The 22,947-nt window shown below is 74.4% G+C and carries 20 protein-coding genes; 8 read left to right on the forward strand and 12 right to left on the reverse strand.

Annotated features, from left to right (window positions below; translation table 11 throughout):
• Positions 1 to 24: 24 nt before the first annotated feature.
• From glmS to ABZ497_RS30450, 4 genes are all read left to right on the forward strand, one after another.
• Positions 25 to 1,851, forward strand: coding sequence for a glutamine--fructose-6-phosphate transaminase (isomerizing) (glmS, locus tag ABZ497_RS30435; RefSeq protein WP_359809814.1), 1,827 nt, complete (start codon positions 25 to 27; stop codon positions 1,849 to 1,851).
• Positions 1,852 to 2,018: 167 nt separating this feature from the next.
• Positions 2,019 to 3,338, forward strand: coding sequence for an aldehyde dehydrogenase family protein (locus ABZ497_RS30440; RefSeq protein ID WP_359809815.1), 1,320 nt, complete (start codon positions 2,019 to 2,021; stop codon positions 3,336 to 3,338).
• Between the two features lie 325 nt (positions 3,339 to 3,663).
• On the forward strand, positions 3,664 to 3,867 hold the full coding sequence (locus ABZ497_RS30445) for a cold-shock protein (protein ID WP_042388274.1): 204 nt from the start codon (positions 3,664 to 3,666) through the stop codon (positions 3,865 to 3,867).
• Between the two features lie 201 nt (positions 3,868 to 4,068).
• Positions 4,069 to 4,431, forward strand: coding sequence for a hypothetical protein (locus tag ABZ497_RS30450; protein ID WP_329491017.1), 363 nt, complete (start codon positions 4,069 to 4,071; stop codon positions 4,429 to 4,431).
• Between the two features lie 48 nt (positions 4,432 to 4,479).
• Here ABZ497_RS30450 and ABZ497_RS30455 read toward each other — a convergent pair whose 3' ends face one another.
• From ABZ497_RS30455 to ABZ497_RS30475, 5 genes are all read right to left on the reverse strand, one after another.
• A complete protein-coding gene (locus ABZ497_RS30455) occupies positions 4,480 to 5,634 on the reverse strand; it encodes a serine hydrolase domain-containing protein (RefSeq protein ID WP_359809818.1) in 1,155 nt (384 codons plus the stop codon).
• Between the two features lie 125 nt (positions 5,635 to 5,759).
• Positions 5,760 to 6,734 carry a DUF1648 domain-containing protein gene (locus tag ABZ497_RS30460; RefSeq protein ID WP_359809820.1) on the reverse strand — a complete coding sequence of 325 codons (975 nt, stop codon included), beginning with the start codon at positions 6,732 to 6,734 and terminating at the stop codon, positions 5,760 to 5,762.
• Complete coding sequence (locus ABZ497_RS30465; protein ID WP_329491019.1) at positions 6,731 to 7,078, reverse strand: GntR family transcriptional regulator; 348 nt, start codon at positions 7,076 to 7,078, stop codon at positions 6,731 to 6,733. Before ABZ497_RS30465 ends, ABZ497_RS30460 begins: the two co-directional genes overlap by 4 nt.
• A 144-nt stretch (positions 7,079 to 7,222) precedes the next feature.
• Entirely contained in the window at positions 7,223 to 9,016 is a 1,794-nt protein-coding gene (locus ABZ497_RS30470) for a beta-galactosidase family protein (protein WP_359809822.1), read from the reverse strand.
• A 160-nt stretch (positions 9,017 to 9,176) separates the two neighbouring features.
• On the reverse strand, positions 9,177 to 10,136 hold the full coding sequence (locus ABZ497_RS30475; protein WP_359809824.1) for a carbohydrate kinase: 960 nt from the start codon (positions 10,134 to 10,136) through the stop codon (positions 9,177 to 9,179).
• A gap of 310 nt (positions 10,137 to 10,446) precedes the next feature.
• Between ABZ497_RS30475 and ABZ497_RS30480 the strand changes: the two genes are divergently transcribed.
• Positions 10,447 to 11,850, forward strand: coding sequence for an amidase (locus tag ABZ497_RS30480; RefSeq protein WP_329491022.1), 1,404 nt, complete (start codon positions 10,447 to 10,449; stop codon positions 11,848 to 11,850).
• Positions 11,851 to 11,932: 82 nt separating this feature from the next.
• On the opposite strand, the gene ABZ497_RS30485 is transcribed toward ABZ497_RS30480, so the two are convergent.
• The 3 genes from ABZ497_RS30485 to ABZ497_RS30495 all read right to left on the reverse strand — a co-directional run bounded on the left by ABZ497_RS30485 (position 11,933) and on the right by ABZ497_RS30495 (position 15,958).
• Positions 11,933 to 13,963, reverse strand: coding sequence for an FUSC family protein (locus ABZ497_RS30485; RefSeq protein ID WP_359809826.1), 2,031 nt, complete (start codon positions 13,961 to 13,963; stop codon positions 11,933 to 11,935).
• Positions 13,964 to 14,084: 121 nt separating this feature from the next.
• Positions 14,085 to 15,407, reverse strand: coding sequence for an MFS transporter (locus ABZ497_RS30490; RefSeq protein WP_359809827.1), 1,323 nt, complete (start codon positions 15,405 to 15,407; stop codon positions 14,085 to 14,087).
• Positions 15,404 to 15,958, reverse strand: a complete 555-nt coding sequence (locus tag ABZ497_RS30495) for a helix-turn-helix domain-containing protein (RefSeq protein WP_359809837.1) — start codon at positions 15,956 to 15,958, stop codon at positions 15,404 to 15,406. The genes ABZ497_RS30490 and ABZ497_RS30495 overlap by 4 nt, the downstream gene beginning before the upstream one ends.
• Before the next feature lie 359 nt (positions 15,959 to 16,317).
• Between ABZ497_RS30495 and ABZ497_RS30500 the strand changes: the two genes are divergently transcribed.
• The gene (locus ABZ497_RS30500; protein WP_329491026.1) at positions 16,318 to 17,061 is read left to right on the forward strand and encodes a PIG-L deacetylase family protein; all 744 of its coding nucleotides are present in this window, start codon (positions 16,318 to 16,320) and stop codon (positions 17,059 to 17,061) included.
• A gap of 16 nt (positions 17,062 to 17,077) precedes the next feature.
• Here ABZ497_RS30500 and ABZ497_RS30505 read toward each other — a convergent pair whose 3' ends face one another.
• The 3 genes from ABZ497_RS30505 to ABZ497_RS30515 form a co-directional block, all read right to left on the reverse strand.
• On the reverse strand, positions 17,078 to 17,725 hold the full coding sequence (locus tag ABZ497_RS30505; protein WP_359809829.1) for a DedA family protein: 648 nt from the start codon (positions 17,723 to 17,725) through the stop codon (positions 17,078 to 17,080).
• A gap of 49 nt (positions 17,726 to 17,774) precedes the next feature.
• Entirely contained in the window at positions 17,775 to 17,969 is a 195-nt protein-coding gene (locus ABZ497_RS30510; RefSeq protein WP_329491028.1) for a DUF1918 domain-containing protein, read from the reverse strand.
• A 162-nt stretch (positions 17,970 to 18,131) separates the two neighbouring features.
• Entirely contained in the window at positions 18,132 to 18,809 is a 678-nt protein-coding gene (locus ABZ497_RS30515) for a TetR/AcrR family transcriptional regulator (RefSeq protein ID WP_359809831.1), read from the reverse strand.
• Positions 18,810 to 19,230: 421 nt separating this feature from the next.
• On the opposite strand from ABZ497_RS30515, the gene ABZ497_RS30520 reads away from it, so the two are divergent.
• Positions 19,231 to 21,114, forward strand: coding sequence for an amino acid transporter (locus ABZ497_RS30520; RefSeq protein ID WP_359809839.1), 1,884 nt, complete (start codon positions 19,231 to 19,233; stop codon positions 21,112 to 21,114).
• 42 nt (positions 21,115 to 21,156) lie between these two features.
• Here ABZ497_RS30520 and ABZ497_RS30525 read toward each other — a convergent pair whose 3' ends face one another.
• Positions 21,157 to 22,008: a universal stress protein gene (locus ABZ497_RS30525; protein WP_359809833.1), complete on the reverse strand. Its 852-nt coding sequence runs from the start codon at positions 22,006 to 22,008 to the stop codon at positions 21,157 to 21,159.
• A gap of 658 nt (positions 22,009 to 22,666) precedes the next feature.
• Here ABZ497_RS30525 and ABZ497_RS30530 point away from each other — a divergent pair.
• The coding region (locus ABZ497_RS30530) for an ATP-binding cassette domain-containing protein (RefSeq protein ID WP_359809835.1) at positions 22,667 to 22,947 on the forward strand (281 nt) is incomplete at its 3' end.

A 22,947-nucleotide genomic window follows, 5' to 3' on the forward strand; every position in this document is an offset into this window, starting at 1 on the left:
TCCCCGTTCAAGGAGTCCACCCAGATGTGCGGAATCGTGGCCTACATCGGCCCCAAGGACGCGACCCCCTTCCTCCTGGAGGGCCTGGCCCGGCTGGAGTACCGCGGCTACGACTCGGCCGGCGTGGCCGTGACCGGCCGCACCGGCGGCCTCAAGCTCCGCAAGGTCAAGGGCCGGGTCGCCGACCTCGCCGCCGCCGTGCCGGCCCGGTTCAAGGGCACCACCGGCATCGGGCACACCCGCTGGGCGACCCACGGCGTGCCCAGCGACGCCAACGCCCACCCGCACCTGGACAACGCCGAGCGCATCGCCGTCGTCCACAACGGCATCATCGAGAACGCCGACGAGCTGCGGGCCAAGCTGACCGCCGACGGCGCGGTGTTCCGCTCCGAGACCGACACCGAGGTGCTCGCCCACCTGATCGCCGCGCACGCCGCCGAGGGCGCGGAGCTGGAGGACGCGGTGCGCGCCGCGCTCGGCAAGGTGGTCGGCACCTACGGCATCGCCGTGCTCGACGCGGAGCAGCCCGACCGGATCGTGGTCGCCCGCAACGGCAGCCCGATCGTGCTCGGCATCGGCGAGAAGGAGATGTTCGCCGCCTCCGACGTCTCCGCCCTCGTCCGCTACACCCGCCAGGTCGTCCACCTGGAGGACGGCGAGCTGGCCACCGTCCGCGCCGACGGCTTCCGCACCTTCACCGAGGACGCCCGCACCACCCACCGCCAGCCGTCCACCGTCGACTGGGAGATCGACTCCTACGACACCGGCGGCTACGAGCACTTCCTGCTCAAGGAGATCCACGAGCAGCCCGGCTCGGTGGAGCGCACCCTCAGCGGCCGGCTCGACGAGCGCTTCGCCACCGCCCACCTCGGCGGTCTCAACCTGGACGCCCGCGAGCTGCGCGAGATCCGCCGGGTCAAGATCCTCGGCTGCGGCTCCGCCTACTACGCCGGCGAGATGGGCGCCCAGCTGATCGAGGAGCTGTCCCGGATCCCCGCCCACAGCGAGCCGGCCTCGGAGTTCCGCTACCGCAACCCGGTGATCGAGGCGGACACCCTGTACGTGGCGGTCAGCCAGTCCGGCGAGACGTACGACACGCTCGCCGCCGTCCAGGAGATCAAGCGCAAGGGCGGGCGGGTGCTCGGCGTGGTCAACACCGTCGGCAGCGCCATCGCGCGCGAGTGCGACGGCGGCATCTACCTGCACGCCGGACCGGAGATCTCGGTCGCCTCCACCAAGGCCTTCACCTCGACGGTGGTCGCCTTCGCGCTGCTCGCCCTGCACTTCGGCCGCATCCACGACCTCTCGCCCGCCGACGGCCGCCGGATCGTGGCCGGGCTGAAGGCGCTGCCGGACCAGATCCGGGAGATCCTCGCGCAGGGCGAGGAGATCGCCGAGCTCGCGGCCGCGTACGCCGAGTCCGAAGGCATGATGTTCATCGGCCGGGTCCGCGGCTTCCCGGTGGCCCGCGAGGGTGCGCAGAAGCTCAAGGAGATCTCCTACCTCCACGCCGAGGCCTACCCCGCCAGCGAGCTGAAGCACGGCCCGCTCGCGCTGATCAGCCCCGAGCTGCCGACCGTCGCGCTGGTCCCGGACGACGAGCTGCTCGACAAGAACCTCACCACCCTCGGTGAGATCAAGGCCCGCTCCGGCCGCGTGCTGGCCGTCGCCCACCGCCGGCCCGAGGCCAAGCTCGCGGACCACTGCATCCTGGTGCCCAAGAGCGAGCCGGAGCTGGACCCGCTGCTCCTCAACATCCCGCTCCAGCTGCTGGCCTACTACGCCGCGGTGGCCCTGAAGCGCGACGTCGACAAGCCGCGCAACCTGGCGAAGAGCGTGACGGTCGAGTAGCGCCCGCGCGGCCGCACGGAACCGGCCGCCCGGGTGCGTCGCGCGCCCGGGCGGCCGCGCCGGTCCCGGAGATGATTGACTTTGCCAACCATCTCGGCCTACTGTCGACAGAAGCTTGATGTTGTCAACTATCAAGCGCTTCAAAATTTCCTGTCGGGAGTACTCTCATGAAGGCCATCACCGAATCCGATCCCGCCACCGTCGTCGCCGGGCTGCGCGCCGCCTTCGCGAGCGGCCGGACCCGCCCGGTCGCCTGGCGCCGGGAGCAGCTGGGCGCCCTGCGCGCGCTGCTCACCGAGCGGAGCGAGGATTTCCTCACGGCGCTCCACGCCGACCTCGGCAAGGGACCCGCCGAGGCGTACCGCACGGAGATCGCCTTCACCCTCAACGAGCTCGACCACACCGTCCGGCACCTGGACGAGTGGCTGAGCCCGCGGCCGGCCGACGTTCCCGAGGCGTTCCGCCCGGCCACCGCCCGGGTGGTCCGGGAGCCGCTCGGCGTGGTGCTGGTGATCGCGCCCTGGAACTACCCGCTCCAGCTCGCCCTGGCCCCGGTGGTGGGCGCGCTGGCGGCCGGCAACGCCGTCCTCGTGAAGCCCAGCGAGCTGGCCCCCGCCACCTCCGCCGCGCTGGCCCGGCTGCTCCCGCGCTACCTCGACCCGGAGGCCGTCGCCGTCGTCGAGGGCGCCGTCCCGGAGACCACCGCCCTGCTGGAGCAGCGGTTCGACCACATCTTCTACACCGGCAACGGCGCGGTCGGCCGGATCGTGATGACCGCCGCCGCCCGCCACCTGACCCCGGTGACCCTGGAACTCGGCGGCAAGAGCCCGGTGGTGGTCGACCCGGACACCGACCTGGAGGTCACCGCCCGGCGGCTGGCCGCCGGCAAGTTCCTCAACGCCGGCCAGACCTGCGTGGCTCCCGACTACGTCCTCGCCGTGGGCGGCACCGGCCCCGCGCTGGCCGGGCACCTGGCCGAGGCCGTCCGCGCGCTCTACGGCGAGGACCCGGCGGCTGATCCCGAGTACGGCCGGATCGTCAACACCCGCCACTTCGACCGCCTGGCCGCGCTGCTCGGCGACGGCCGCGTGGTCACCGGCGGCGGCCACGACCGGGCCACCCGCTTCATCGAGCCCACCGTGCTCGCCGACGTGGATCCGGACGCCCCGGTGATGCGCGAGGAGATCTTCGGCCCGGTGCTGCCGGTGCTGGAGGTGGCCGATCTCGACGCGGCGATCGCCTTCATCACCGGGCGGGAGAAGCCGCTCGCGCTCTACGCCTTCACGGAGTCGGAGACGACCAAGCGCCGGCTCGCCGAGGAGACCTCCTCCGGTGCCCTGGTCTTCGGCCTTCCGGTGTCCCATCTGGCCGTGCCCGAACTGCCCTTCGGCGGCGTCGGGGAGAGCGGCATGGGCAACTACCACGGCGAGTACTCGCTGGCGACGTTCAGCCACACCAAGGCGGTGCTCGACAAGCCGCTGGGCTGAGCCCGGGGGCCCGTCCAGGGGCGCCGCCCGCCTCCCGGGGCGGGCGGCGCCCGCGTTCGGAACCGCCCGCGCGCGCGGCCGGGCCGGACGGTGCCGGATGCCACACCGCGGACGCGGCCGGAAAAAGACCCCGTTTCGCTCCCGCACCTGCTAGAGTCGACGTCAGTTGCAGTTTTGGTTCCCATGAACTCTGTGTGCGCCTGCCGGTTGTAACCGCTGGCGCATTTTTGTTTTCCCCGGATTTTCCTCGGGTGGGCCTCATCGCGGCGACGCGGGACTTCGCGAGGTGCGAAGCTCCGGATTTGCCCTTTCAAGGAGAATTTTTATGGCTAATGGCACTGTGAAGTGGTTCAACGCGGAGAAGGGCTTCGGCTTCATCGAGCAGGAGGGTGGCGGCCCGGACGTCTTCGCCCACTACTCGAACATCAACGCCCAGGGCTTCCGTGAGCTGCTCGAGGGCCAGAAGGTCGAGTTCGACGTCACGCAGGGCCAGAAGGGCCCGCAGGCGGAGAACATTCGCCCCCTGTAGTACGCACCGCTGAGCGGCCCCGGCCGAACAGCACGGGCCTGCACTGCGCTTCGCGCACGGTGCAGGCCCTTCGGCGTTCCCGGGGGCGGGCCGGGCGGCCGTGGGCGCCCGCGGCCGACAGGCGGCGCCGGGACCGGCCGGAGCGAAGCCGGCGGGCCCGGGACCCTGACTCCGCCGGGTCCGGTCCGTTAGCCTGGCGGTATGCCGAACCCGGATCCGTTGCTCATCAGTATCACCGCGATGGTGGAGTCGACGGGCAGTAATCAGATGCCGATCACCGTGGTCGTCCCCGGCGCAGTCATCACCGGGCGGCTCGCCGCCGAGACTGTCTGGCGGGAACGAGTCGCCGAAGTCCTGGAGGCGTCCGACCACCTCAAACCCTTCGCGCCGCTGTTCGCCGATGCGGTGACGGACGCCGACGCCCCGGTGACCCACCTGCACCTGCACCTCGCCAAGATCCTGCAGGGCAGCTTCGGCCTCCCGCACACCGGCGGGATGTACCGCATCGCGATCGACGACGTCAGCAGCTGGACCCTGGGGGACCTCAGCTACTCGGACCAGTGACGGCGGCGGGTGCCCGGCCGGTCGCGCAGGCCCGCCGGGCACCCGTCCTCAGCGCACCGCCGCGGCGGCGCGGAGGACGGCCGCGGCCAGCGCGTGGTTCTCCGGCGCACCACCGCCTTCGGTGCCGAACCTGCGGCGGGTGTAGCCGTACGCCACTCCGCTGCGAGGATCGGCGAACGACTGGGCGCCCACCGCGCCGCTGTGCCCGAAGGCGTCCGGCCCCAGGAAGGGGTAGCGCGACCCCTGCGCCTCGAAGCCGAGGCCGAAGTGGTCGCGCTCACCGGTGACCAGGTCGACGCCGGTCGTCCGGACCGGGCCGAACTCGGCGATCGTCTCCGCCGTCAGCAGCGGCGGCCGGCCGTCGAGCCCGAAGGCGGCCGCCGCGTACATCGCCGCCAGCCCGCGGGCGCTGCCCACCCCGCCGGCGGAGGCCGGGCCGAGGGCGCGGACCGCGGGGGTGCCGGCGAACTCCACCAGGTCGGTGGGCGGGTCGGCGTTCAGGTTGAAGGCGATCCCGGTGAGGCTGTCCGGAGCGGGCGGCCCGCCGGCCGCCGCGCGCTGCTCCGGGGTGGGGCGGGCGGCCAGCACCGGCAGGTGGCGCGGCTCCAGACCGGCCGGCAGGCCGAAGTGGAAGTCGAGCCCGTACGGCGCCCGGACCTCCTCCTCGTAGAGCTCCTGGATGGACCGGCCGGTGCGGCGGCGGACCACCTCGCCGGTGAGCGCGGCGATGACGAAGGCGTGGTAGCCGTAGGCCGTCCCGGGCTCCCAGTAGGGCTTCTGACGGGCCAGCCGGGCGGCGATCCGCCGGTCGTCCGCCAACTCCTCGACGGTGAAGCCGCCGTCGACACCGATCAGTCCGGCCCGGTGCTCCAGTACCTGCCGCAGGGTGATCCCGGCCTTGCCCTCCGCCGCGAACTCCGGCCAGTGACGGGCCACTTCCTCGTCCAGACCGAGCACGCCCCGCTGCACCAGCAGCGCCACCACCAGATGGGCGGCGCCCTTCGCCGAGGAGTAGAGGGAGAGCAGCGAGTCACCCGCCATGCCCTCGCCCGTCCAGAGGTCCACCACCCGGCGGCCGTCCAGATGGGCGGCCAGCTGGGCGCCGCCGTGGCCCGGATCGGTGGCCACGACGGCGGCGAACTCCGCGCGCACCCCCTCGAATCCCGGCGCCACGCTGCCATGGACGGTGGTACTGCTCGACATTGGTTCCCCCCGGGGTCGCACACCTGGTCAGGCCTTGATCATCGACCTGTCGAAGCGTCAACCACCGGTGGGCCGGGCGCATTCCTGCCGGGCACGCGGTTCCTTCGGGGCCGGGCCGGGCGTGGTCACCTGTCGGCCCGCTGCGCCGCGAGGGTGTTGAGCAGGGCGGCGCCGCGCTCGGCGTCGTCGACGCTGACCGCGAACTCCGCGCCCGTGCGCGGGTGGACGACCAGGCACTCGCCGCGCCGGAGCATCACGGTGGTGCCCAGCCCGCTCAGCCGGTAGCCCCAGCCGCCGACCTGGGCGGGCGTCCGCTGTTCGACGCGGGCCGACTCGATGTCCTGGACCGGCCAGCGCCGGACCGGCCAGCCCGCCGGGCCGAAGGCCACCTCCAGGCCCTCGGGCGTCACCCGGGCCTGGACGGAGGAGCAGCCGAGCACCGCCGCGGCGGCGAGGGCCAGCGGGGCGATCGCCGCCCAGGGGGCGTCGATGAGGCCGCCGGCCGCGGCGATCGCCCCGGCCGCCGCGGCCAGACCGAACACGGCGGCGGTCAGCTGGAGCCAGGGGTTGGTCGTCCAGGAGAGCCAGACGAACCGCTCTCCCACGGGGACGTCGAGCACCGGTCCGCCCGCCGGGGCCGCGGCGGCCGTCGTACCGCGCCGGCCGACGAGCAGGCCCAGCAGACCGGCGAGCAGGGCCGCGCCCAGGGTCAGGGCGACCGCGGCGCCGACTCCGTCGGCCTCGGCCCAGTCGGCGCGGTCCAGGTTGGCGTGCACGATGGCGGCCTGGGCGCCGGTCAGCAGGACGCCGGTGAAGAGCAGCGTCGCGCCGAACCAGGGGCGCGCCGGCGGGGTCGTGCGCCGGGTCAGCAGGGCGAGGACCAGCACCAGGACCGCCCAGATCAGGGCGGGGAAGAGCGGGACGGCCCAGCGGGGCAGCGAGCCGTCCGGGTGCCCGCCGTCGCCCCAGTGGGTGGCCACCCGCTCGGGCAGCCGCCCGGCGGCACTCAGCGGCAGGGCGACCAGCGCCGCCAGGACGCCGGCCACCCAGGCCGCCGCGCTCCAGCGCGCTCCACGATTCCGGTTCCCCCCACTGCTCACGGCAGCCTCCTGATCAGTTCGACGAGATCGGCCCGGCTGTACCCCAGGCGGGCCGCTTCGGCGACCAGTTCGGCCGCCTGCCGGGCCAGTTCGGCGCGCTGGCCGGCGCCGCCGGCGACGGTCACGCCGCGCCCCCGGCGGAACTCCAGCACTCCCTCGTCCCGGAGGGCCCGCAGGCCCCGCAGGACGGTGTTGGCGTTGACGCCGAGCGCGCGGGAGAGCTCCCGGGCGGGCGGCAGTCGGTCGCCCGGCGCGCACTCGCCCTCGGCGATCGCGCGCCGGATCGCACCCGCGACCTGCTCGTGCAGGGGGCGGTTGTCGGTGAGGTCCAGCTTGAGCAACATGGTGATATCGACAGTAGCACCATGTGGCGATAGTGCCATCGCCGAGGGAGCGGCCGGACCGCCGCGTCCGCGCCGGCCGAGGCCGTTCGCGGGGCCGGAGGCCCGCCGGATTCCGGGCGCCGGGGGCTCGGCGCTCCGGGGGTCTCAGTAGTCCGCGCTGGGCGCCGCCGCCGTGGGGCCGAGGTCCGGCGTGTCGCGGAGTTCGACCGCCTCCCCGTGGGTCTCCAGTTCGAGGACGACCAGCTCGTTGCGGCCGACCCGCCAGAGCGGGGCCGGCGCGTACAGCGTGCGCTGCGGGCCCTGCCGGGTGTAGCGGCCGAGCAGGAAGCCGTTCAGCCAGAGCAGGCCCCGGCCCCAGTCCGGGAGGGCGACGAAGGCGTCGGCGGGGGCTTCCAGCGCGGCCTCGAAGCGGTGGAAGACCGGGTCGCCGTCGGCGGCCGGTGCGGTGGCGTCACCGAAGGCGAGCGGGCCCAGGTCGTCGAGCGGGAGCGGGCGGATCTCCCAGTCGAAGAGGCGCTGGGAGCCGTGCGAGACGCCGCGGCCGATGCCCTTGCGGTCGTCCAGCTGAGGGCCGTAGTTCACCCGGCCGAGTGCCTCCACCAGGATGTCGAGCGCCGCACCGGCCGGGCCGCTCTCCAGCGGCAGCGTCCCGCCGGGGGCATTGCGGTCCAGGACGCCGAGCGGCACGCCGTCGGCGAAGACGTGGGCCCGGTCGCCGATCCCGTCGATCCGCAGCGCCGCGGCCGGGCGGGGGCCGGGCACCCGGGTGCGGTAGTGGATCAGGCCGAGGGACTGGCCGACCCGCTCCATCGGCTCCGGCGTCGCGCTGCGGACCGGCGTGGACAGCGCGTCGAGGGAGGCCAGCAGGCGGGCACGGCCGGTCGGGCTTGCGAGCCGCTGCGGCGCGACGCGCGGGGCGGGCTCCGGCAGCGCCGCGTCCGGCAGTGGGGCGTACTTGGCGATGACGGACCGGAACGCGTGGAACTTCTCGGTCAGTTCACCCGCCTCGCCGATCGGCGCGTCGTAGTCGTAACTGGTGGAGGTGGGCTCGTACCCGGCGTCGTACGGATGGGCGCCGAAGTGGTTGGCGTCCGACCAGAAGCCGAAGTTCGTGCCGCCGTGGGCCATGTAGAGATTGACCGAGGCGCCGGTCGCGAGGAGTTCGTCGAGGGAGCGCGCGGACTCCCCGGCGTCGCGGACGTGGTGCGGCCCGCCGACCCGGTCGAACCAGCCGATCCAGAACTCCATCGCCGTCAGCGGGCCCTTGGGCTGGTGGCGGCGCAGGACGGCGAAGCGCTCGGCGGCCCGCGACCCGAAGGTGGCGGTGGCCAACTGGCCGGGGATCGCGCCGCCCTGCTGCATGGCGTCCTCGGCGCCGTCCGTGGTGAAGAGCAGGCAGTCCAGGCCCCGGCCGAGCAGGCCGTCGCGCAGGTGGGCCAGGTACCCGGCGTCGTCGCCGTAGCTGCCGTACTCGTTCTCGACCTGGACGGCGACCACCGGGCCGCCGCGGCTCGCCAGCAGCGGCAGGATCTCGGGCACCACGGCGTCGAACCAGCCGTCCACCTCGGCCAGGAACGCCGGGTCGGCGCAGCGCAGCCGCACGCCGTCGGCGGCGAGCAGGCGGGCCGGGAGGCCGCCGAACTCCCACTCCGCGCAGATGTACGGGCCGGGGCGCAGGATCACGTCCAGGCCGTTCGCCCGCGCCAGCCCGGCGAACCGGGCGATGTCCCGCCAGCCGGTGAAGTCGACTTCGCCGGAGGACAGTTCGTGGAAGTTCCAGGGGACGTAGGTGTCGACGGTGTTGGCGCCCATCGCGCGCAGCCGGCGCAGGCGGTCGTCCCAGAGGTCGGGGTGGACGCGGAAGTAGTGCAGGGCGCCGGAGATGATCCGGTGCGGGGCGCCGGCGCGGCGGAACCCGGTGTCGTCGTAGTCGAGCAAGGGGGCCTGCCTTCGGTGGGAACACGGTGGGATCGCGGAGTGATCGTGGTGTGCCGGGCGAGGGTCGAGGGGCCGACGGTCGGTGTACGGGTGATCTTCGGAGCCTACCGGGGCGGCCGACGGGATGCCGGAGCACGGGCCACCGGTGCGGGGCGTCGGGCTAGGAGTCGGCCCGGTCCCGGAGGTCGGCGTGCCAGGGCGGGTTGGGGCCGGCGACCGAGCAGGTCAGGGCGGCCACCCGGGCGGCGAAGCGGCAGGCGTCGTGCACCTCCTCCGGGGTCAGCGCGTCGAGGCGGCCGCCGAGCCGGCCGATCCCGCCGAGGTGGTGCAGCAGGCCGCCGGTGAAGGCGTCGCCGGCGCCGATGGTGTCGACCACGTCGGTCCGCGGGGCGTCGACGGTCAGCCGCTCGCCGTCCAGCGAGGCCAGCGCGCCCCGGCCGCCCAGGGTGATCACGACCAGTCGAACGCCGGCCAGGTGCCAGTCGTCGCAGGCGCGTTCGGGACTGACGCCGGGCAGCAGCAGGTCGAGGTCGTCCGCGCTGAGCCGCAGGATGTCGGCGGCCGCGCACCAGTGCGGGAGCCGGGACCGGTAGCGTGCCGGATCGACCAGCAGCGGACGCACGTTGGGGTCGATCGACACGGTCGGGCGGCCGGGGGCCCGGGTCAGCAACTCCTCGACGCGGGGGCCGCCGGGCTCGCGGACCAGGGCGAGCGAGCCGGTGTGCAGACAGCCCACGCCGGCCAGCGGGAGGGCGCCGAGCTCGGCCGCCGTCCAGGCCCAGTCGGCGGTGCCCTCGGCGTGGAACGAGTAGCGGGCCTGGCCCAGTTCGTCCACGGTGGCGATGGCCAGGGTGCTGGGTTCGGCCGCCGCGACACTGCCGCCGAGGTCGACGCCGGAGGAGTCGAGGTGCTGTCGGAACAGCGCCCCGAAGGGGTCGGCGGAGATCCGGCCGAGGAAGCGGGTCGGGGTGCCCAGCCGGGCCAACGCGACGGCGGTGTTGGCAGGGCCGCCGCCGGGCAGGACGCGCAGCGCGAGTTCGCCGGGGCGCCGCTCGGCGGAGGAGTTGGTGAACGCGTCGGCGACGCACTCGCCGAGTACGGCGACCGGGAGTCGGGTCATGGCGGACCGCCTTCGGGAGAGGGCTCGTTGGGTGCTGCCGGGCGTCCCGGGCGACACCGCAGGGGTGTTCCCGGGGCACCTCAGCGTACGGGGGGATGCCGCCGGTGCGGGAGCACCGAAGGCCCGCACGGCGTCGGGCGGGCGTTGCTCACGGCGTTGCTCACGGTGCGTCGGATCAGGTGGCCCGGACCAGGGCCGGACGGCCGGGCCCGCCCGCCCCGGCCGTCCGGTGGGGTGTCCGGGCGGGCGTAGCACGCCTAGACTGCGGAACTCGCGCGGTATTACCGACCGGTAGGGATGGGGAGTTCGGATGGCCGAGGAGCGGGTCCACGCGTTCGGGGACGACGCGTTGGGGGAGCACGACGCGGTCGCGCTGGCGGCGCTGGTACGGTCCGGCGAGGTCGCTCCCGGTGAGCTGGCCGCCGCCGCAGCGGCGCGCGCCGAGCGGGTCGACGCGGCGCTGGCACCCGTCGCGTTCGCGTCGTACGGGCAGCCGCGCAGCGCCCCGGCCGGTGGTGGGGCCCCGCTGTTCGGGGTCCCGAGCTACCTCAAGGACAACGTGGACCTGCGGGGGATGCCCACCGGGCAGGGCAGTTCGGCGTTCCGCGCCAAGCCGGCACGGCGCGACGCCGGCTTCGCCGAGCAGTTCCTCAGCACCGGCCTGGCGGTGCTGGGCAAGACCAGGATGCCGGAGTTCGGCCTCAACGCCTCGACCGAGTTCGCCGAGGCACGGCCGGTCCGCAACCCGTGGCGGACCTCGCACTCGCCGGGGGCCTCCTCCGGCGGCGCGGCCGCGCTGGTCGCGGCGGGCGTCGTGCCGATCGCGCACGCCAACGACGGCGGCGGGTCGATCCGCATACCGGCCGCCTGCTGCGGCCTGGTCGGCCTGAAGCCGACCCGCGGCCGGCTGGTCGCCAACGACCAGGGCCGCCGGCTGCCGATCGACCTGGTGACGGACGGTGTGGTGACGCGCTCCGTCCGGGACACCGCCGCCTTCTTCGCCGCCGCCGAACTCCACCACCGCAATCCGGCGCTGCCGCCGCTCGGACTGGTGGAGGGCCCGGGGGACCGGCCGCTGCGGGTCGGCCTGGTGGTGGACTCCCCGATCGCCGTGACCGACGGGCCGACCCGGCAGGCGGTCGAGCGGACGGCGGCGCGGCTGGAGGCGATGGGGCACAAGGTCACGCCCGCGACGCTGCCGTTCGGCGAGGACTTCTCCCGCGACTTCACGCTCTACTGGGGCTGCATCGCCTTCATGATCGCCACGACCGGCCGGCTGCTGCTGGACCCGGGCTTCCAGGCGCGGAAGCTGGACGGTCTGACCACGGGTCTGCGGCGGCGCTTCCACCGGGAGTTCCTGCGCACGCCCGGCGTGCTGCGCCGGCTCCGGCAGGCGGAGGCGGCGTACGGCGGACTGTTCCGCGAGCACGACGTGATCCTCTCGCCGGTGCTGGCCCATGTCGCGCCGCCGATAGGGCACTTGAGCCCGAACGTGGCGTTCGACGAGCTGCTGGACCGGCTGGGCCGGTACGTGGCCTTCACCCCGGTGAACAACGTGACGGGCGGTCCGGGGATCTCGCTGCCCGCCGAGTCGGCCGGGAACGGGCTGCCGATCGGGGTGCACCTGTCGGCCGCGCACGGCCGGGAGCGGCTGCTGCTGGAGCTGGCGTTCGCGCTGGAGGCGGACCGGCCCTGGCAGCGGATCCAGGACTGAGCGCGGGGGCGGCAGGCGTCCCGCGTGGTGCGTGCTCACGCCGGGCCGGGGGAGGCGTCCCGCGTGAGGGGGGTGCCGGTGCTCAGCCCGGGCCCGGGGAGGCGATCGCCCGGGCGGCCCGCACCTCCTGGCGCAGCGGCGCCAGCACGCCGTCCTCGGCGGACTCTCCGCCGGACTCCTCGCCGGTCTCCGGCCCGGTCTCTGCGCCGGTCCGCCCGGTGCCGGCGGCCGGGTCGGACGGCGGAGGGGTCGCGGGTCGCGGAGCGTCGGCGCGCAGGGCCGCCGCGAGCTCGTCGAGCTCACGGGTGATGGCGGCGACCTCGGCCGCCGGCGGCGGGGGCACCCCGTGGTCGATCCGGACCCGGGTGGCGGTGGTGGCCTCCACGATCCGCTCGACGGCGATGACCAGCGGCCACCACGCGGCGGCCCGCGCCCCGGTGGGCGGGGGTTCGGTGAGCGCCCGCTGGAACTCCGACCGCACGGCGGACAGGTCGCGGTAGAGCCTGCGCCGGTGGCGGAGCCGGGCCGACTGGTCCCGGCCGGGGTCCGCGTCGAACGCCAGCCTGACGTAGGCCGCGGTGTCCGCCGCGGCGTCCGCGAGCCGGTCGCCGATCCGGGTGTGCCAGGACTCCAGCCAGAGCAGGTAGCCGGCGATCAGCGAGACCCCGCAGCCGATCAGCGAGTCGTAGAGCCGGGGCGCCACCAGCCGGAACCCCTGGTGGTTGAGCAGGTCGGAGAGGAGCAGGATGACCGGGGTGATAGCCGCGGTCTGGAAGGCGTAGCCCTTCGCGGAGAATGCCGGGATCAGCATCGCGAGCAGGGCGATGGTCGGCACGTCCCACCACCCGCGCGGCACCTCGGCGAGGACCGGGATGGCGATCAGCAGGCCGACCGCCGTGCCGAACGCCCGCAGCACGGCGCGCGAGAAGACCGAGCCGAAGTCGGGCTTCATCACGAAGGTGACGGTCAGCGCCACCCAGTACGAGCGGGGCACGGCGATCACCGAGACCAGCGTCTGGGCGACGCCGATGCACAGGGCCAGCCGCAGGCCGTAGCGCCAGGACGCCCCGGAAAGCAGGGCCGCGCGGGCCGTGCGGCGGGCCCGGACGTGCAGCACGGCGGGGCGGCCGAGCCGGTCGGCCCCGCCGAACGGGTCCGGCGCGGGCTCCCCGGCGACGGCGGCCGCGTACCGCAGCGCCTGGTCGACGGCCCGCTCCGAGGGACCGGTCGGCGGTGGCAGGTCCAGCGTGTGCGGCTCGCCGGGCCGCCCCCGCTCGACGGTGTCGGCCAGGGCCCGGGCCGCCGCCTGGTAGGCGTCCGGCAGCGGGCCGAGCGAGGCCGGGCGCAGCTTCGCCGCCGAGGCGGCCTCCACGACCGGGATCACGGCGTTGAGCTGGGCGAGCAGTCGGGTGAGGCCGGGGGAGCGGCCGTGCCGGCGGGTGCGGTGGGCGAGCAGCAGGTCGTAGGACCGGTTGAGCGAGTGGGTGACGGCCAGGCGCCGTTCGTCGTGCGCGGGGGTGCCCGCCGCCCGGAGGAAGTCGGCGACGGTCCGGTACGTCTGCGCGACCGCCGTCCGCTCCGGGACGCCACCGCGCAGCGGCCAGGCGAACAGGGTGAGCGCGAGCACCACCAGGCCGCCGAGGAGGAGCAGCAGCGGCGGCTTCCACCAGGGCGCCGGCATCGGCAGGCCGGCCCCGACGACGGCGTTGAGCAGGAGCAGCAGCCCCGACACCGAGGCGACCGAACCGATCGAGGAGATCATGCCGGAGACCAGCGCGATCAGGGTGAGCACGACGACGGCGAGCCAGCCCTCCCCGTACACCAGGGTGCCGAGGGTGACGCCGACGGCGCCGAAGAGCTGGGGGACGGCGATGTTGTAGACCCGCATCCGGTAGGCGTCGGCGGTGTCGCCGATGACTCCGGAGAGCGCCCCCATGGAGGCCAGCGCGCCGTACTGGGGCTGCCCGGCCGCGAGACCGACGGCGAGCGGCGCGGAGAGGGCGACGGCGGCGCGGGCGACGGCCGCCCAGGGGATCGGTGCGGGCTGTGGGCGCAGGCCCGCGGTGATCCAGCTGGGGGGTGCGAGCCGGCCGGCTCGTGCGCTCCGTGCCATACGAGAAACGTACGGCTCCGGGCCGGGGCGGGCCCGGTGTCGGCGCGCCGGACGGCTCGGTGTCGCGGCGCCGGGGGCGGGGTGCCGGGGGCGGGGTGCCGGGGGGCGGGGTGTCGCCCCGTCAGGGTCGGCCGACCGGGGTGGGGGAGGCGGCCGGGGTGGCCGGCGCTGCGGAGCCGTCCGGGAGGTCGCGCAGGCGGGGCAGCGGGGACAGCCAGAGGACGGCGGCGGCGAGCGGGACGGCGGCGGTGGCCAGCCACATCGCGGGCACCACCCCGACGGCGGAGGCGGCCGCGCCGCTGGCCAGGGCGCCGAGGGGGATGGCGCCGTAGTTGAGGAAGGAACCGCTCGCGCTGATCCGGCCGAGCACCCGGGCGGGGACGTGGCGCTGCTGGAAGGTGGCCCGGACGACGTTGCCGGCGACGATGCCCGCCGAGACGGCGAAACTGCCGAGGACGTAGCAGGCGACACCGGCGCCCGGCCCGGTCAGCGGGATCAGCAGGGCCAGCATCGGCACCCAGAACAGGAAGAGCATCAGGGCGCGGGCGGTGCCGATCGCGGCTCCGACCCGGCGGGCGACGGCCGCGCCGAGCACGCCGCCGGCACCGGCGGCGCCGACCACCGCGCCGATCGCGCCGTCGGAGAGACGGGCCTGCTCGACCAGGAAGACGACCTGGATCGACTGGTAGGCCATCAGGGCCATGTTGGCCAGCGCCCCGTGGAGGGCGAAGGTGCGCAGCCAGACGTCGCCGGTGATCAGGCGTAGGCCCTCGGAGACCTCGCGCCGCAGGTTCGGGCGGGGGCTCGGGGCGGTGCCCGGGTGGTCGCCGCGGCGTGCCGCCGGGGCGGGCTCGCGGGTGCGGATGGCGGCGGTGGAGAGGAGCGAGAGGAGGAACGTGGCGGTGTTCGCGAGCAGGCTGTTGACCGGGCCGAAGGTCTGGGCGGCGGCGCCGCCGGCGCCGAGCCCGACGATCTGGGCGGCCGAGGCGCTGCCGTGCAGGGCGGCGTTCCCCTCGGCGCGGTCCGGTTCGGCGACGAGGGTGGGGAGGTAGGCGGTGTACGCGGTCTGGAAGAAGACCTCGGCGGCGCCGGTCGCCGTGGCGACCGCGAGGAGCTGGCCGGTGGTGAGGACGCCTAGCACGGCGGCGGCGGGGACGGTGAGGTGGAGCACCAGGGAGACGGCGGTGGAGACGAGCATGACCGTCCGTCGGCGCATCCGGTCGACCCACGCGCCGGCCGGCAGGCCGATCAGCAGCCAGGGCACCCACTTCGCGGCGACCAGCAGGGCGGCCTCGAAGGCGCCGGCGTGCAGGACGCCGACGGCGATCAGCGGTAACGACAGATTGGTGAGGGCGCCGCCGAACCTGCCGGCGACCTCGCCGGTGAAGAGGAGCCGGAAGTCCCGGTTGCGGCGGAGCAGCGAGCCGGGGGCGCCGGCGCTCATTCGGCGCCGCGCGAGGTACGGGGGAAGGACTGCAGTTGCACCACGACCGGCAGCGCGTCCGGCGCCGGGTCGGCGTCCGGGGCGGGGGTGTGGCGGCCGATCACCTCGAACAACTCCTCGTTGAGGGCCTTGAGTTGAGACGGCGTCAGGCGCAGGTTCGTCCAGTCCGCGATGGTGCCGGAGTTGCGCCAGTCGCCCGCCCAGTCCTCGGTGAGGTAGGAGGTGACGCGGTTGAAGTACTGCTGCACCAGCTCGTGCGTGTAGAGCGCGACCGCGCCCCGGCTGTCCGGGTCGTCCCGGAACTCGGCGGTGTTCAGCTCGTTGCGGACGGGGATCCGCCGCCACCAGCGCTCGCGCTTGGTGCCGCGTCCGGTGTCCTCATCGATGAAGCCGTGCTCGGCGAGGTGGCGCAGGTGCCAGCTGACGGTGCCGGTGTTCTCGCCGAGCCGTTCGGCGAGCCGGGTGGCGGTGGCGGGACCGTCCAGCTTCAGCAGCTCGAAGATCCGCATCCGCAGCGGATGGGCCAGCCCGCGCAGGCTGCGGGCGTCCAGCCGGCGGAGCGGCCGGTCGGCCGGCGGCTGTGGCTGTGGCTGCGGCTCGGTCGGGTCCGGCGGCTCGGTGGGGGCGGGGTGTTCGGTCATGGCGCCATCGTAGGGTGCAGAGAGTTCTCTGCATAGGTATCTCTGCAGAGAACTCTCTGCAAGTTGCCCCGGAGTGACGCCCGGAGGAGTGTGGGGAGCGGGCGGGCGGAGAACCGGAGTGACGTCCTCCGGGGGCGTCGGCCTGCCCGGGGCGGTGGCCGACGGTCGATCGACTCGGTGATCTTCTAGAGTCGCCAGCGGTACGACTGTATGACCACCGTGCGGTCCCGGAGACTGTGCGGAGCGCGACACCGAGAGGCGGCACCACCATGAACGACCAGCAGGCACCCGAGCCGTTCGAGCCCGTCGACGAGGACTGGCAGACCGCGCTGGCGGTCGTCGCCCACCCCGACGACATGGAGTACGGCGGTGCCGCCGCCGTCGCCCGCTGGACGGCCCAGGGCAAGAAGGTGGTCTATGTGATGGTCACCAGCGGCGAGGCCGGCATCGACTCGATGAGCCCCGAGGACTGCGGCCCGCTCCGCGAGGCCGAGCAGATCGCCTCCGCCGCCGTGGTCGGCGTCGACACCGTCGAGTTCCTCGGCCACCCGGACGGGGTGCTGGAGTACGGGCTGCCGCTGCGCCGGGACATCGCCCGGGCCGTCCGCCGCCACCGCCCGGACATCGTCATCACCAGCAACTTCCGTGAGACGTACGGCGGGGTCTTCCTCAACCAGGCCGACCACATCGCGGTCGGCCGGGCCACCCTGGACGCGGTCCGGGACGCCGCCAACCGCTGGGTGTTCCGCGAGCTGGTGGCCGAGGGGTACGAGCCGTGGAACGGGGTGCGGGCGGTCTGGGCGGCCGGCTCGCCCGAGTCGCGGCACGCCGTGGACACCACCGAGCACTTCGACAAGGGCGTCGCCTCGCTCGCCGAGCACAAGGCGTACCTGGCCGGGCTGGGCGGTGCGATGGCCGATCCGCAGGAGTTCCTGGAGGGCTTCGGCCGGGGCGCCGGCAGCCGGCTCGGCACCCGGTTCGCCGTCCCCTTCGAGGTGTTCCCGCTGCGCTGAGGCGTGCCGCGCGGGATCAGGAGCCGTGGTCGGCGTGCTCGCGGCGGCGCCGCCGGTGGCGCAGCAGCTGCCGGGCGGCGAGCGCCGCGCAGAGCACGCCGACGGCGACCAGCAGCCACAGCTGGTACCGGACCGCCGTCCGGTACACGGCCCCGATGTTGGCCCCGGCCAGGTAGCCGAAGGCGGACCAGACCCCCACCCAGAGCGCCGCGCCGAGCACGTTGAACGGCAGGAACCGCCGCCAGGGCATCTCGGTGGTGCCGGCGATGATGCCGTTGGTCTGGCGCAGCCCGTCCACGAAGCGCGCCACGGTGACGACCTTGCCGCCGTGCCGGGCGAAGAAGCCGTCGGCGCGCTCCATCCGGGCGGGGGTGAGCAGCACGTAGCGGCCCCACCGGTGGACGAAGGCGCGGCCGCCGGTGCTGCCGATCAGGTAGCCGAGGCTGTTCCCGAGGACGGCGGCCGCGAAGGCGATCCCGACCACGGCGGCCAGGTCGAGGTGCCCGGCGCCTGCGTAGACGGCGGCCAGCACCAGGATGGTCTGGCCGGGCGCGGGGATGCCGCAGTTGTCCAGCAGGACGAAGAGCGCCACGGCCGCGTAGCCGTACTCGTCGAGCAGCGGGGCGAGCCCGGCGAGCGGGCCGGGCAGTGCGGGCTCGGACACGTGGCTCACCACCCCGCGCCGGTCGGGCCCGGGGTGGCGGCCGGATGGGTCAGCGGAGCGCCTGGCGGGGCTCGATGTTGCAGTCGGGGCCGGGGTAGATCAGCCCCGTGTGGCCGTCCTCGAAGCGGACCATGTACGGCGGCTCGCCCTCCGCGCCGCGCACCTCGATGATCTCGCCCTTCTGGTCGACCATGCCCACCGCCCTGCTGTGGATGTGGAGCTGGTCACCTACCGCTGCGTGCATGGTCTGCTCCTCGGGTCGCGATGGCCGCGCGGGCGGCCGTTCTGCTTCCACTCTGCTGCGGCGGGGGCGGGCCCGCAACGGCTTGGCCGTGCGGCCGGTGCGGGGGGCGGGTGTCGTCGTGGGCCGGTCGACGTCGCCGGGCGGGGCACGGGGCGGGCCCGGTCAGTGGGGGCCGAACTGCTCGGCGAGGTAGCAGCGGACCAGTCGCTTGCACTCGCCGATCAGCGCCGGATCCCCGTCCGGAGCGCTCCGGAAGGCGAGCTTGAGCACGGCGTCCGCCGCCTCCAGGGCCACCCGCAGTGCGAGCGTGAGCGCCGCCGGGTCGGCCGTCGCGAACAGGTCGCCGCCGAGGGCCTGGAGGCGCAGCGCGACGGCGGTGTTGTTGTCGAGGTCGGTGTCGAGCAGGTGCAGGTCGTCCCGGACCCCGGCGGGCACGGCCGCGCCGGCCAGCCCGAAGTCCACCTGGCCGAAACCGGGGACGGCCCGCTTCATCGCCACGAACTCGTCCACCGCGAGGTCGGTGAACCCCGCGGCACCGGTCGGCGCCGCGTCGAGCAGCCGGCGGTCGAGGCGCTCCAGGTAGTGGTCGAGGTTGCGGCCGGCGAGCGCGGCCAGCAGGTCCTCCTTGCCGGCGAAGAACTGGTACAGCGTGCCGATCGGCACCTGGGCGCGGTGCGCGACCTCCTTGGTGGTGAGCGCGGCCGCGCCGACCTCGTCGAGCAGCCCCGCGCAGGCGTCCAGGAGCCGCTCGTAGCGCTCCTGGCTGCGCTGCTGCACCGGCCGCCGCCGGCCCGGTCCGCCCTGCCCGGCCACCCGGTGACTCCTCGTGTCCGCGCTCATGGGGCCACTGTGCCGCATCGGGTGTTCCACGGGCGAATCATCGCTGTGAGCCGTGCTCATATTCTTCGCCGCTGGGCCCCGGCCGAGCTGTCCGTCGCCCGGTCGCCGGCGGGTCGTCGCCGTCCCGCCGCCGGGACCGCGACGCCTGCTGCCGGGGCCGGGCGCGGGCAGCCGTGGCCGGGCGGCCGCGTGTGCCTGCGGCCGGGGGAGAGTGTTCCGCCATTGCGGCGACATCGCCCCGGCGCTGCCCGGTCCGATGATCCGAGCCGCATACCCTGTCGCCTTGCCGTCGCCCGACGGTGAGGCGGCGTGGGTCGGTGGACAGGGGTGCGGCTTGGTTTCGTCGGGTTCAGCCGATCCGGGGGCCGCGGCGTCGGGGCGGCAGCGCTTGCGCGCGTGGTTGCTGGACGGGCTGGCCGACATGGCCAAGCAGTACCCCGGGCCGCACGCGCAGGCGCCCGTCGAGCACCAGGGCGCCCGCTGGTGGCGGGTGATGTGCCTGACCGGTCTGGACTACTTCTCGACGCTCGGCTACCAGCCGGGCATCGCCGCGCTGGCGGCCGGCCTGCTGTCCCCGGTGGCGACCATCGTGCTGGTGCTGGTGACGCTGTTCGGCGCCCTGCCGGTGTACCGGCGGGTCGCGAAGGAGTCCCCGCACGGCGAGGGCTCGATCGCGATGCTGGAGCGGTTGCTCTCGTTCTGGAAGGGCAAGCTCTTCGTCCTCGCGCTGCTGGGCTTCGCCGCCACCGACTTCATGATCACCATCACCCTGTCGGCGGCTGATGCCACCGCGCACCTGGTGGAGAACCCGCACCTGCAGAGCGCGCTGAGCGGACGGCAGGTGCTGATCACGCTCGTCCTGGTCGCGCTGCTGGGCGGCGTCTTCCTGAAGGGCTTCAGCGAGGCGATCGGCCTGGCCGTGGTGCTGGTCGCGATCTACCTGTCGCTGAACGTGGTCGTGGTGGCCACCGGGCTCTGGGAGGTCGCGCGCTCCCCGCACCTGGTCACCGACTGGTCGGACGCGCTGACCACCGAGCACGGCGACGTGGTCGCGATGATCGGCGTCGCACTGATCACCTTCCCCAAGCTCGCGCTCGGCCTGTCCGGTTTCGAGACCGGCGTCGCGGTGATGCCGCACATCGAGGGCGATCCGGAGGACACCGAGGAACGGCCGACCGGCCGGATCCGGGGCGCCCGGAAGCTGCTGACCACGGCCGCGCTGATCATGAGCGTCTTCCTGATCACCACCAGCTTCATCACCACCCTGCTGATCCCGAAGGCGGCGTTCGAGCCCGGCGGCGAGGCCAACGGCCGGGCCCTGGCCTACCTGGCGCACGAGTACCTGGGCAGCGCCTTCGGCAGCGTCTACGACCTGGCCACGATCCTGATCCTCTGGTTCGCCGGCGCGTCGGCGATGGCGGGCATGCTCAACCTGATGCCCCGCTACCTGCCGCGCTACGGCATGGCGCCGGCCTGGGCGCGGGCGGTGCGGCCGATGGTCATCGTGCTCACCCTGATCGCCTTCCTGGTGACCTGGATCTTCGACGCGAGCGTCGACGCGCAGGGCGGCGCGTACGCCACCGGCGTGCTGGTGCTGATCAGCTCGGCCGCGATCGCCGTCACCATCGCCGCGCACAAGGCCCGCCAGCGCAACTGGACCATCGGCTTCGCGGTGATCGCGGCGGTCTTCGTCTACACCACGGCGCTGAACATCGCCGAGCGGCCGGACGGCGTCAAGATCGGTGCCTGCTTCATCGCCGGCATCATCCTGCTGTCGCTGCTCTCCCGGCTCAAGCGGGCCTTCGAGCTGCGGGTGACGGACGTCGCGTTCGACGAGGCCGCCGAGCGGTTCGTCCGCGACTACACGCACCGCCCGCTGCGCCTGATCGCCAACGAGCCGAACAGCCGGGACCTCGCGGAGTACCAGGAGAAGAAGCGCCAGATCCGGGCGGACAACGACATCCCCGCCGAGGACGACCTGGTCTTCGTCGAGGTCACCGTGCTCGACCCGTCGGAGTTCGAGACCGTCCTGAAGGTCCGCGGGGAGGTCCTGCACGACCGCTACCGGGTGCTCACCCTGGAGAGCTCCAGCGTGCCGAACGCCCTGGCGGCCCTCCTGATGGAAGTCCGGGACCGGACGGGGCAGCAGCCGCACATCTACTTCGAGTGGACCGAGGGCAACCCGTTCGCCCAGTTCCTGCGGTTCTTCCTGTTCGGCCACGGCGAGGTCGCGCCGGTCACCCGCGAGGTGCTGCGGGAGGCCGAGCCGGACCGCGGCCGCCGCCCCCGCGTCCACGTCGGGTGAGCGGGACTCCGGGGGCTGCGGGGGTCGAGGCGGGCCGGGCGCTCAGACCGGAACGACCGCGACCGGGCAGCCGGCGTGCCGGACGACCGCCTGGCTGGTCGAGCCCAGCCTGCCGAGCGGTCCGCGCTGCTCACCGTGGCGTCCGACGACGACCAGTCGCTGGGTCTGCGACCCGGCGACCAGCTCGCGGGCCGGGTTGGACCGCACCGCGGTCGCGGTGACGGTGACGTCCGGGAACCGTTCGCGCGGGCCGGCCAGCACCTCGGCCAGCAGCCGGTCGTGCTCGGCGGCGATGTCCGCCTCCTCGTAGACCAGCGGGAGGTCGTGCGCGGGCCCGGCGACCAGCGGATAGGCCCAGGCGTGGACGGCGAACAGGGGGAGGTTCCGCCGCCGCGCGGAGTCGAAGGCGTAGGCGAGCACCTCGTCGTCGTGTCCCTTGCCCTGGACGCCCACCAGCACGCCGCCGCCGGCGCCGGCCCCGGTGTCGTGCACGACGACGACCGGGCAGGCGGCGTGGCCGGCGGCCCGGAGACTGGTCGAGCCGAGCAGCAGGCGGGGGAAGCCCCCCGTCCCCCGGGCGCCCAGGACCAGGAGCAGGGCCTCCTCGGCCGCTGCCGCCAGCGCCTGCCGCGGATGGTCGTCCACCAGCTCCGTGACGATGGCGAGGCCGGGGTGCCTCAGCAGGGCGCGTTCGCGGGCCGCGTCGAGCAGGCCGGCGCCCGCGTCCTTGCTGAGCCGGGTCTCCTGACCCGCGGGAGCGTGTGCCGCCTCACCGAACCAGGCGTGGACCACGCGGAGCGGCGCGTTGCGCAGCCAGGCCTCGTCCGACGCCCAGTCCACGGCCTCCAGGCTCGACTGCGAGGCGGCGACGCCCACGACGACGGGGTTTCTCATGGCCGGCTCCTCCTGACTGCGGGGCGGCGTCGCGGGGCAGCCCGGTGCTCGCACGGCACCGCGTCCGGTCCTGCGTCCAGGCTATGCCGCGACCCGCGCGGTGGCAGGGCGGGCGGGTCGCGGGTCGGGGGTCGCGGGTCGGGGGCCGGGTGCTCGTCCGGGCCGGGGGACCGGGGCCGGGGCCGGGGCCGGGGCGGATGTCGGGCGGGCCGGTGGGGTGGGGTGCCTGCGGGTGGCGTCGTGGCATCGCCTGGCGCGTGGGTGGTGCCATCTGGTGTCATCCGGTGCCATGAGACGTCATGAGGCGCCACGGGTGCTGCCTCCAGGGGCTGCGGGGTGCGGGGTGCCCGGTCGTTGGGGGGTGCTTGCTCCAGGGTCGGGCAGATGGGAGGCCCGGGAATGCCTGGCACGAGGCCGATGTCGGGGTGGGTGCCATAAAGGCTTGCGTGTGGCGCCATTATGGTGCCATCATAGCGTCATCGGCCTCGCGGCGTCAGTGATCCCGGAGACGATCGACGACGTCGTGGTCCGAAAGAACCGCACCCGGCAGAGCACCCTCAACCTCCTCCGTGCCGCGGCCTGAGCCCCGGCACCGCCACCTCGCACACGCCCCAGTCACTTCAGTTCTCGAACGGGAGGGCTCATGCCTTCATCCGCCATGCCCACACCCAGGCGGGCCGACGGTCACCTGCCACCGGTCGCCGTCTCCACCGTCGGTCTGCGCAAGTCCTACGGGGACAAGACCGTCCTCGACGGCATCGATCTGCGGATCCCGGCCGGGTCCGTGTTCGCGCTGCTCGGCCCGAACGGGGCCGGCAAGACCACCGTCGTCAAGATCCTCTCCACCCTGATCGGGGCCGACGGCGGGCAGGCCCGGGTGGCGGGCCACGACATCGCCACCGCGCCGCAGGCGGTGCGCGCCGCGATCGGTGTCACCGG

It is taken from the genome of Kitasatospora sp. NPDC005751 (assembly GCF_040630835.1).
Classification (GTDB): domain Bacteria; phylum Actinomycetota; class Actinomycetes; order Streptomycetales; family Streptomycetaceae; genus Kitasatospora.

Bases quoted from the DNA above. Each gene is read 5' to 3' on its own strand.
- glmS (WP_359809814.1), top strand. From the start codon at position 25: ATGTGCGGAATCGTGGCCTACATCGGCCCCAAGGACGCGACCCCCTTC.
- ABZ497_RS30440 (WP_359809815.1), top strand. From the start codon at position 2,019: ATGAAGGCCATCACCGAATCCGATCCCGCCACCGTCGTCGCCGGGCTG.
- ABZ497_RS30445 (WP_042388274.1), top strand. From the start codon at position 3,664: ATGGCTAATGGCACTGTGAAGTGGTTCAACGCGGAGAAGGGCTTCGGC.
- ABZ497_RS30450 (WP_329491017.1), top strand. From the start codon at position 4,069: ATGCCGAACCCGGATCCGTTGCTCATCAGTATCACCGCGATGGTGGAG.
- ABZ497_RS30455 (WP_359809818.1), bottom strand. From the start codon at position 5,634: ATGTCGAGCAGTACCACCGTCCATGGCAGCGTGGCGCCGGGATTCGAG.
- ABZ497_RS30465 (WP_329491019.1), bottom strand. From the start codon at position 7,078: ATGTTGCTCAAGCTGGACCTCACCGACAACCGCCCCCTGCACGAGCAG.
- ABZ497_RS30475 (WP_359809824.1), bottom strand. From the start codon at position 10,136: ATGACCCGACTCCCGGTCGCCGTACTCGGCGAGTGCGTCGCCGACGCG.
- ABZ497_RS30480 (WP_329491022.1), top strand. From the start codon at position 10,447: ATGGCCGAGGAGCGGGTCCACGCGTTCGGGGACGACGCGTTGGGGGAG.
- ABZ497_RS30485 (WP_359809826.1), bottom strand. From the start codon at position 13,963: ATGGCACGGAGCGCACGAGCCGGCCGGCTCGCACCCCCCAGCTGGATC.
- ABZ497_RS30490 (WP_359809827.1), bottom strand. From the start codon at position 15,407: ATGAGCGCCGGCGCCCCCGGCTCGCTGCTCCGCCGCAACCGGGACTTC.
- ABZ497_RS30500 (WP_329491026.1), top strand. From the start codon at position 16,318: ATGAACGACCAGCAGGCACCCGAGCCGTTCGAGCCCGTCGACGAGGAC.
- ABZ497_RS30510 (WP_329491028.1), bottom strand. From the start codon at position 17,969: ATGCACGCAGCGGTAGGTGACCAGCTCCACATCCACAGCAGGGCGGTG.
- ABZ497_RS30515 (WP_359809831.1), bottom strand. From the start codon at position 18,809: ATGAGCGCGGACACGAGGAGTCACCGGGTGGCCGGGCAGGGCGGACCG.
- ABZ497_RS30520 (WP_359809839.1), top strand. From the start codon at position 19,231: ATGGCCAAGCAGTACCCCGGGCCGCACGCGCAGGCGCCCGTCGAGCAC.
- ABZ497_RS30525 (WP_359809833.1), bottom strand. From the start codon at position 22,008: ATGAGAAACCCCGTCGTCGTGGGCGTCGCCGCCTCGCAGTCGAGCCTG.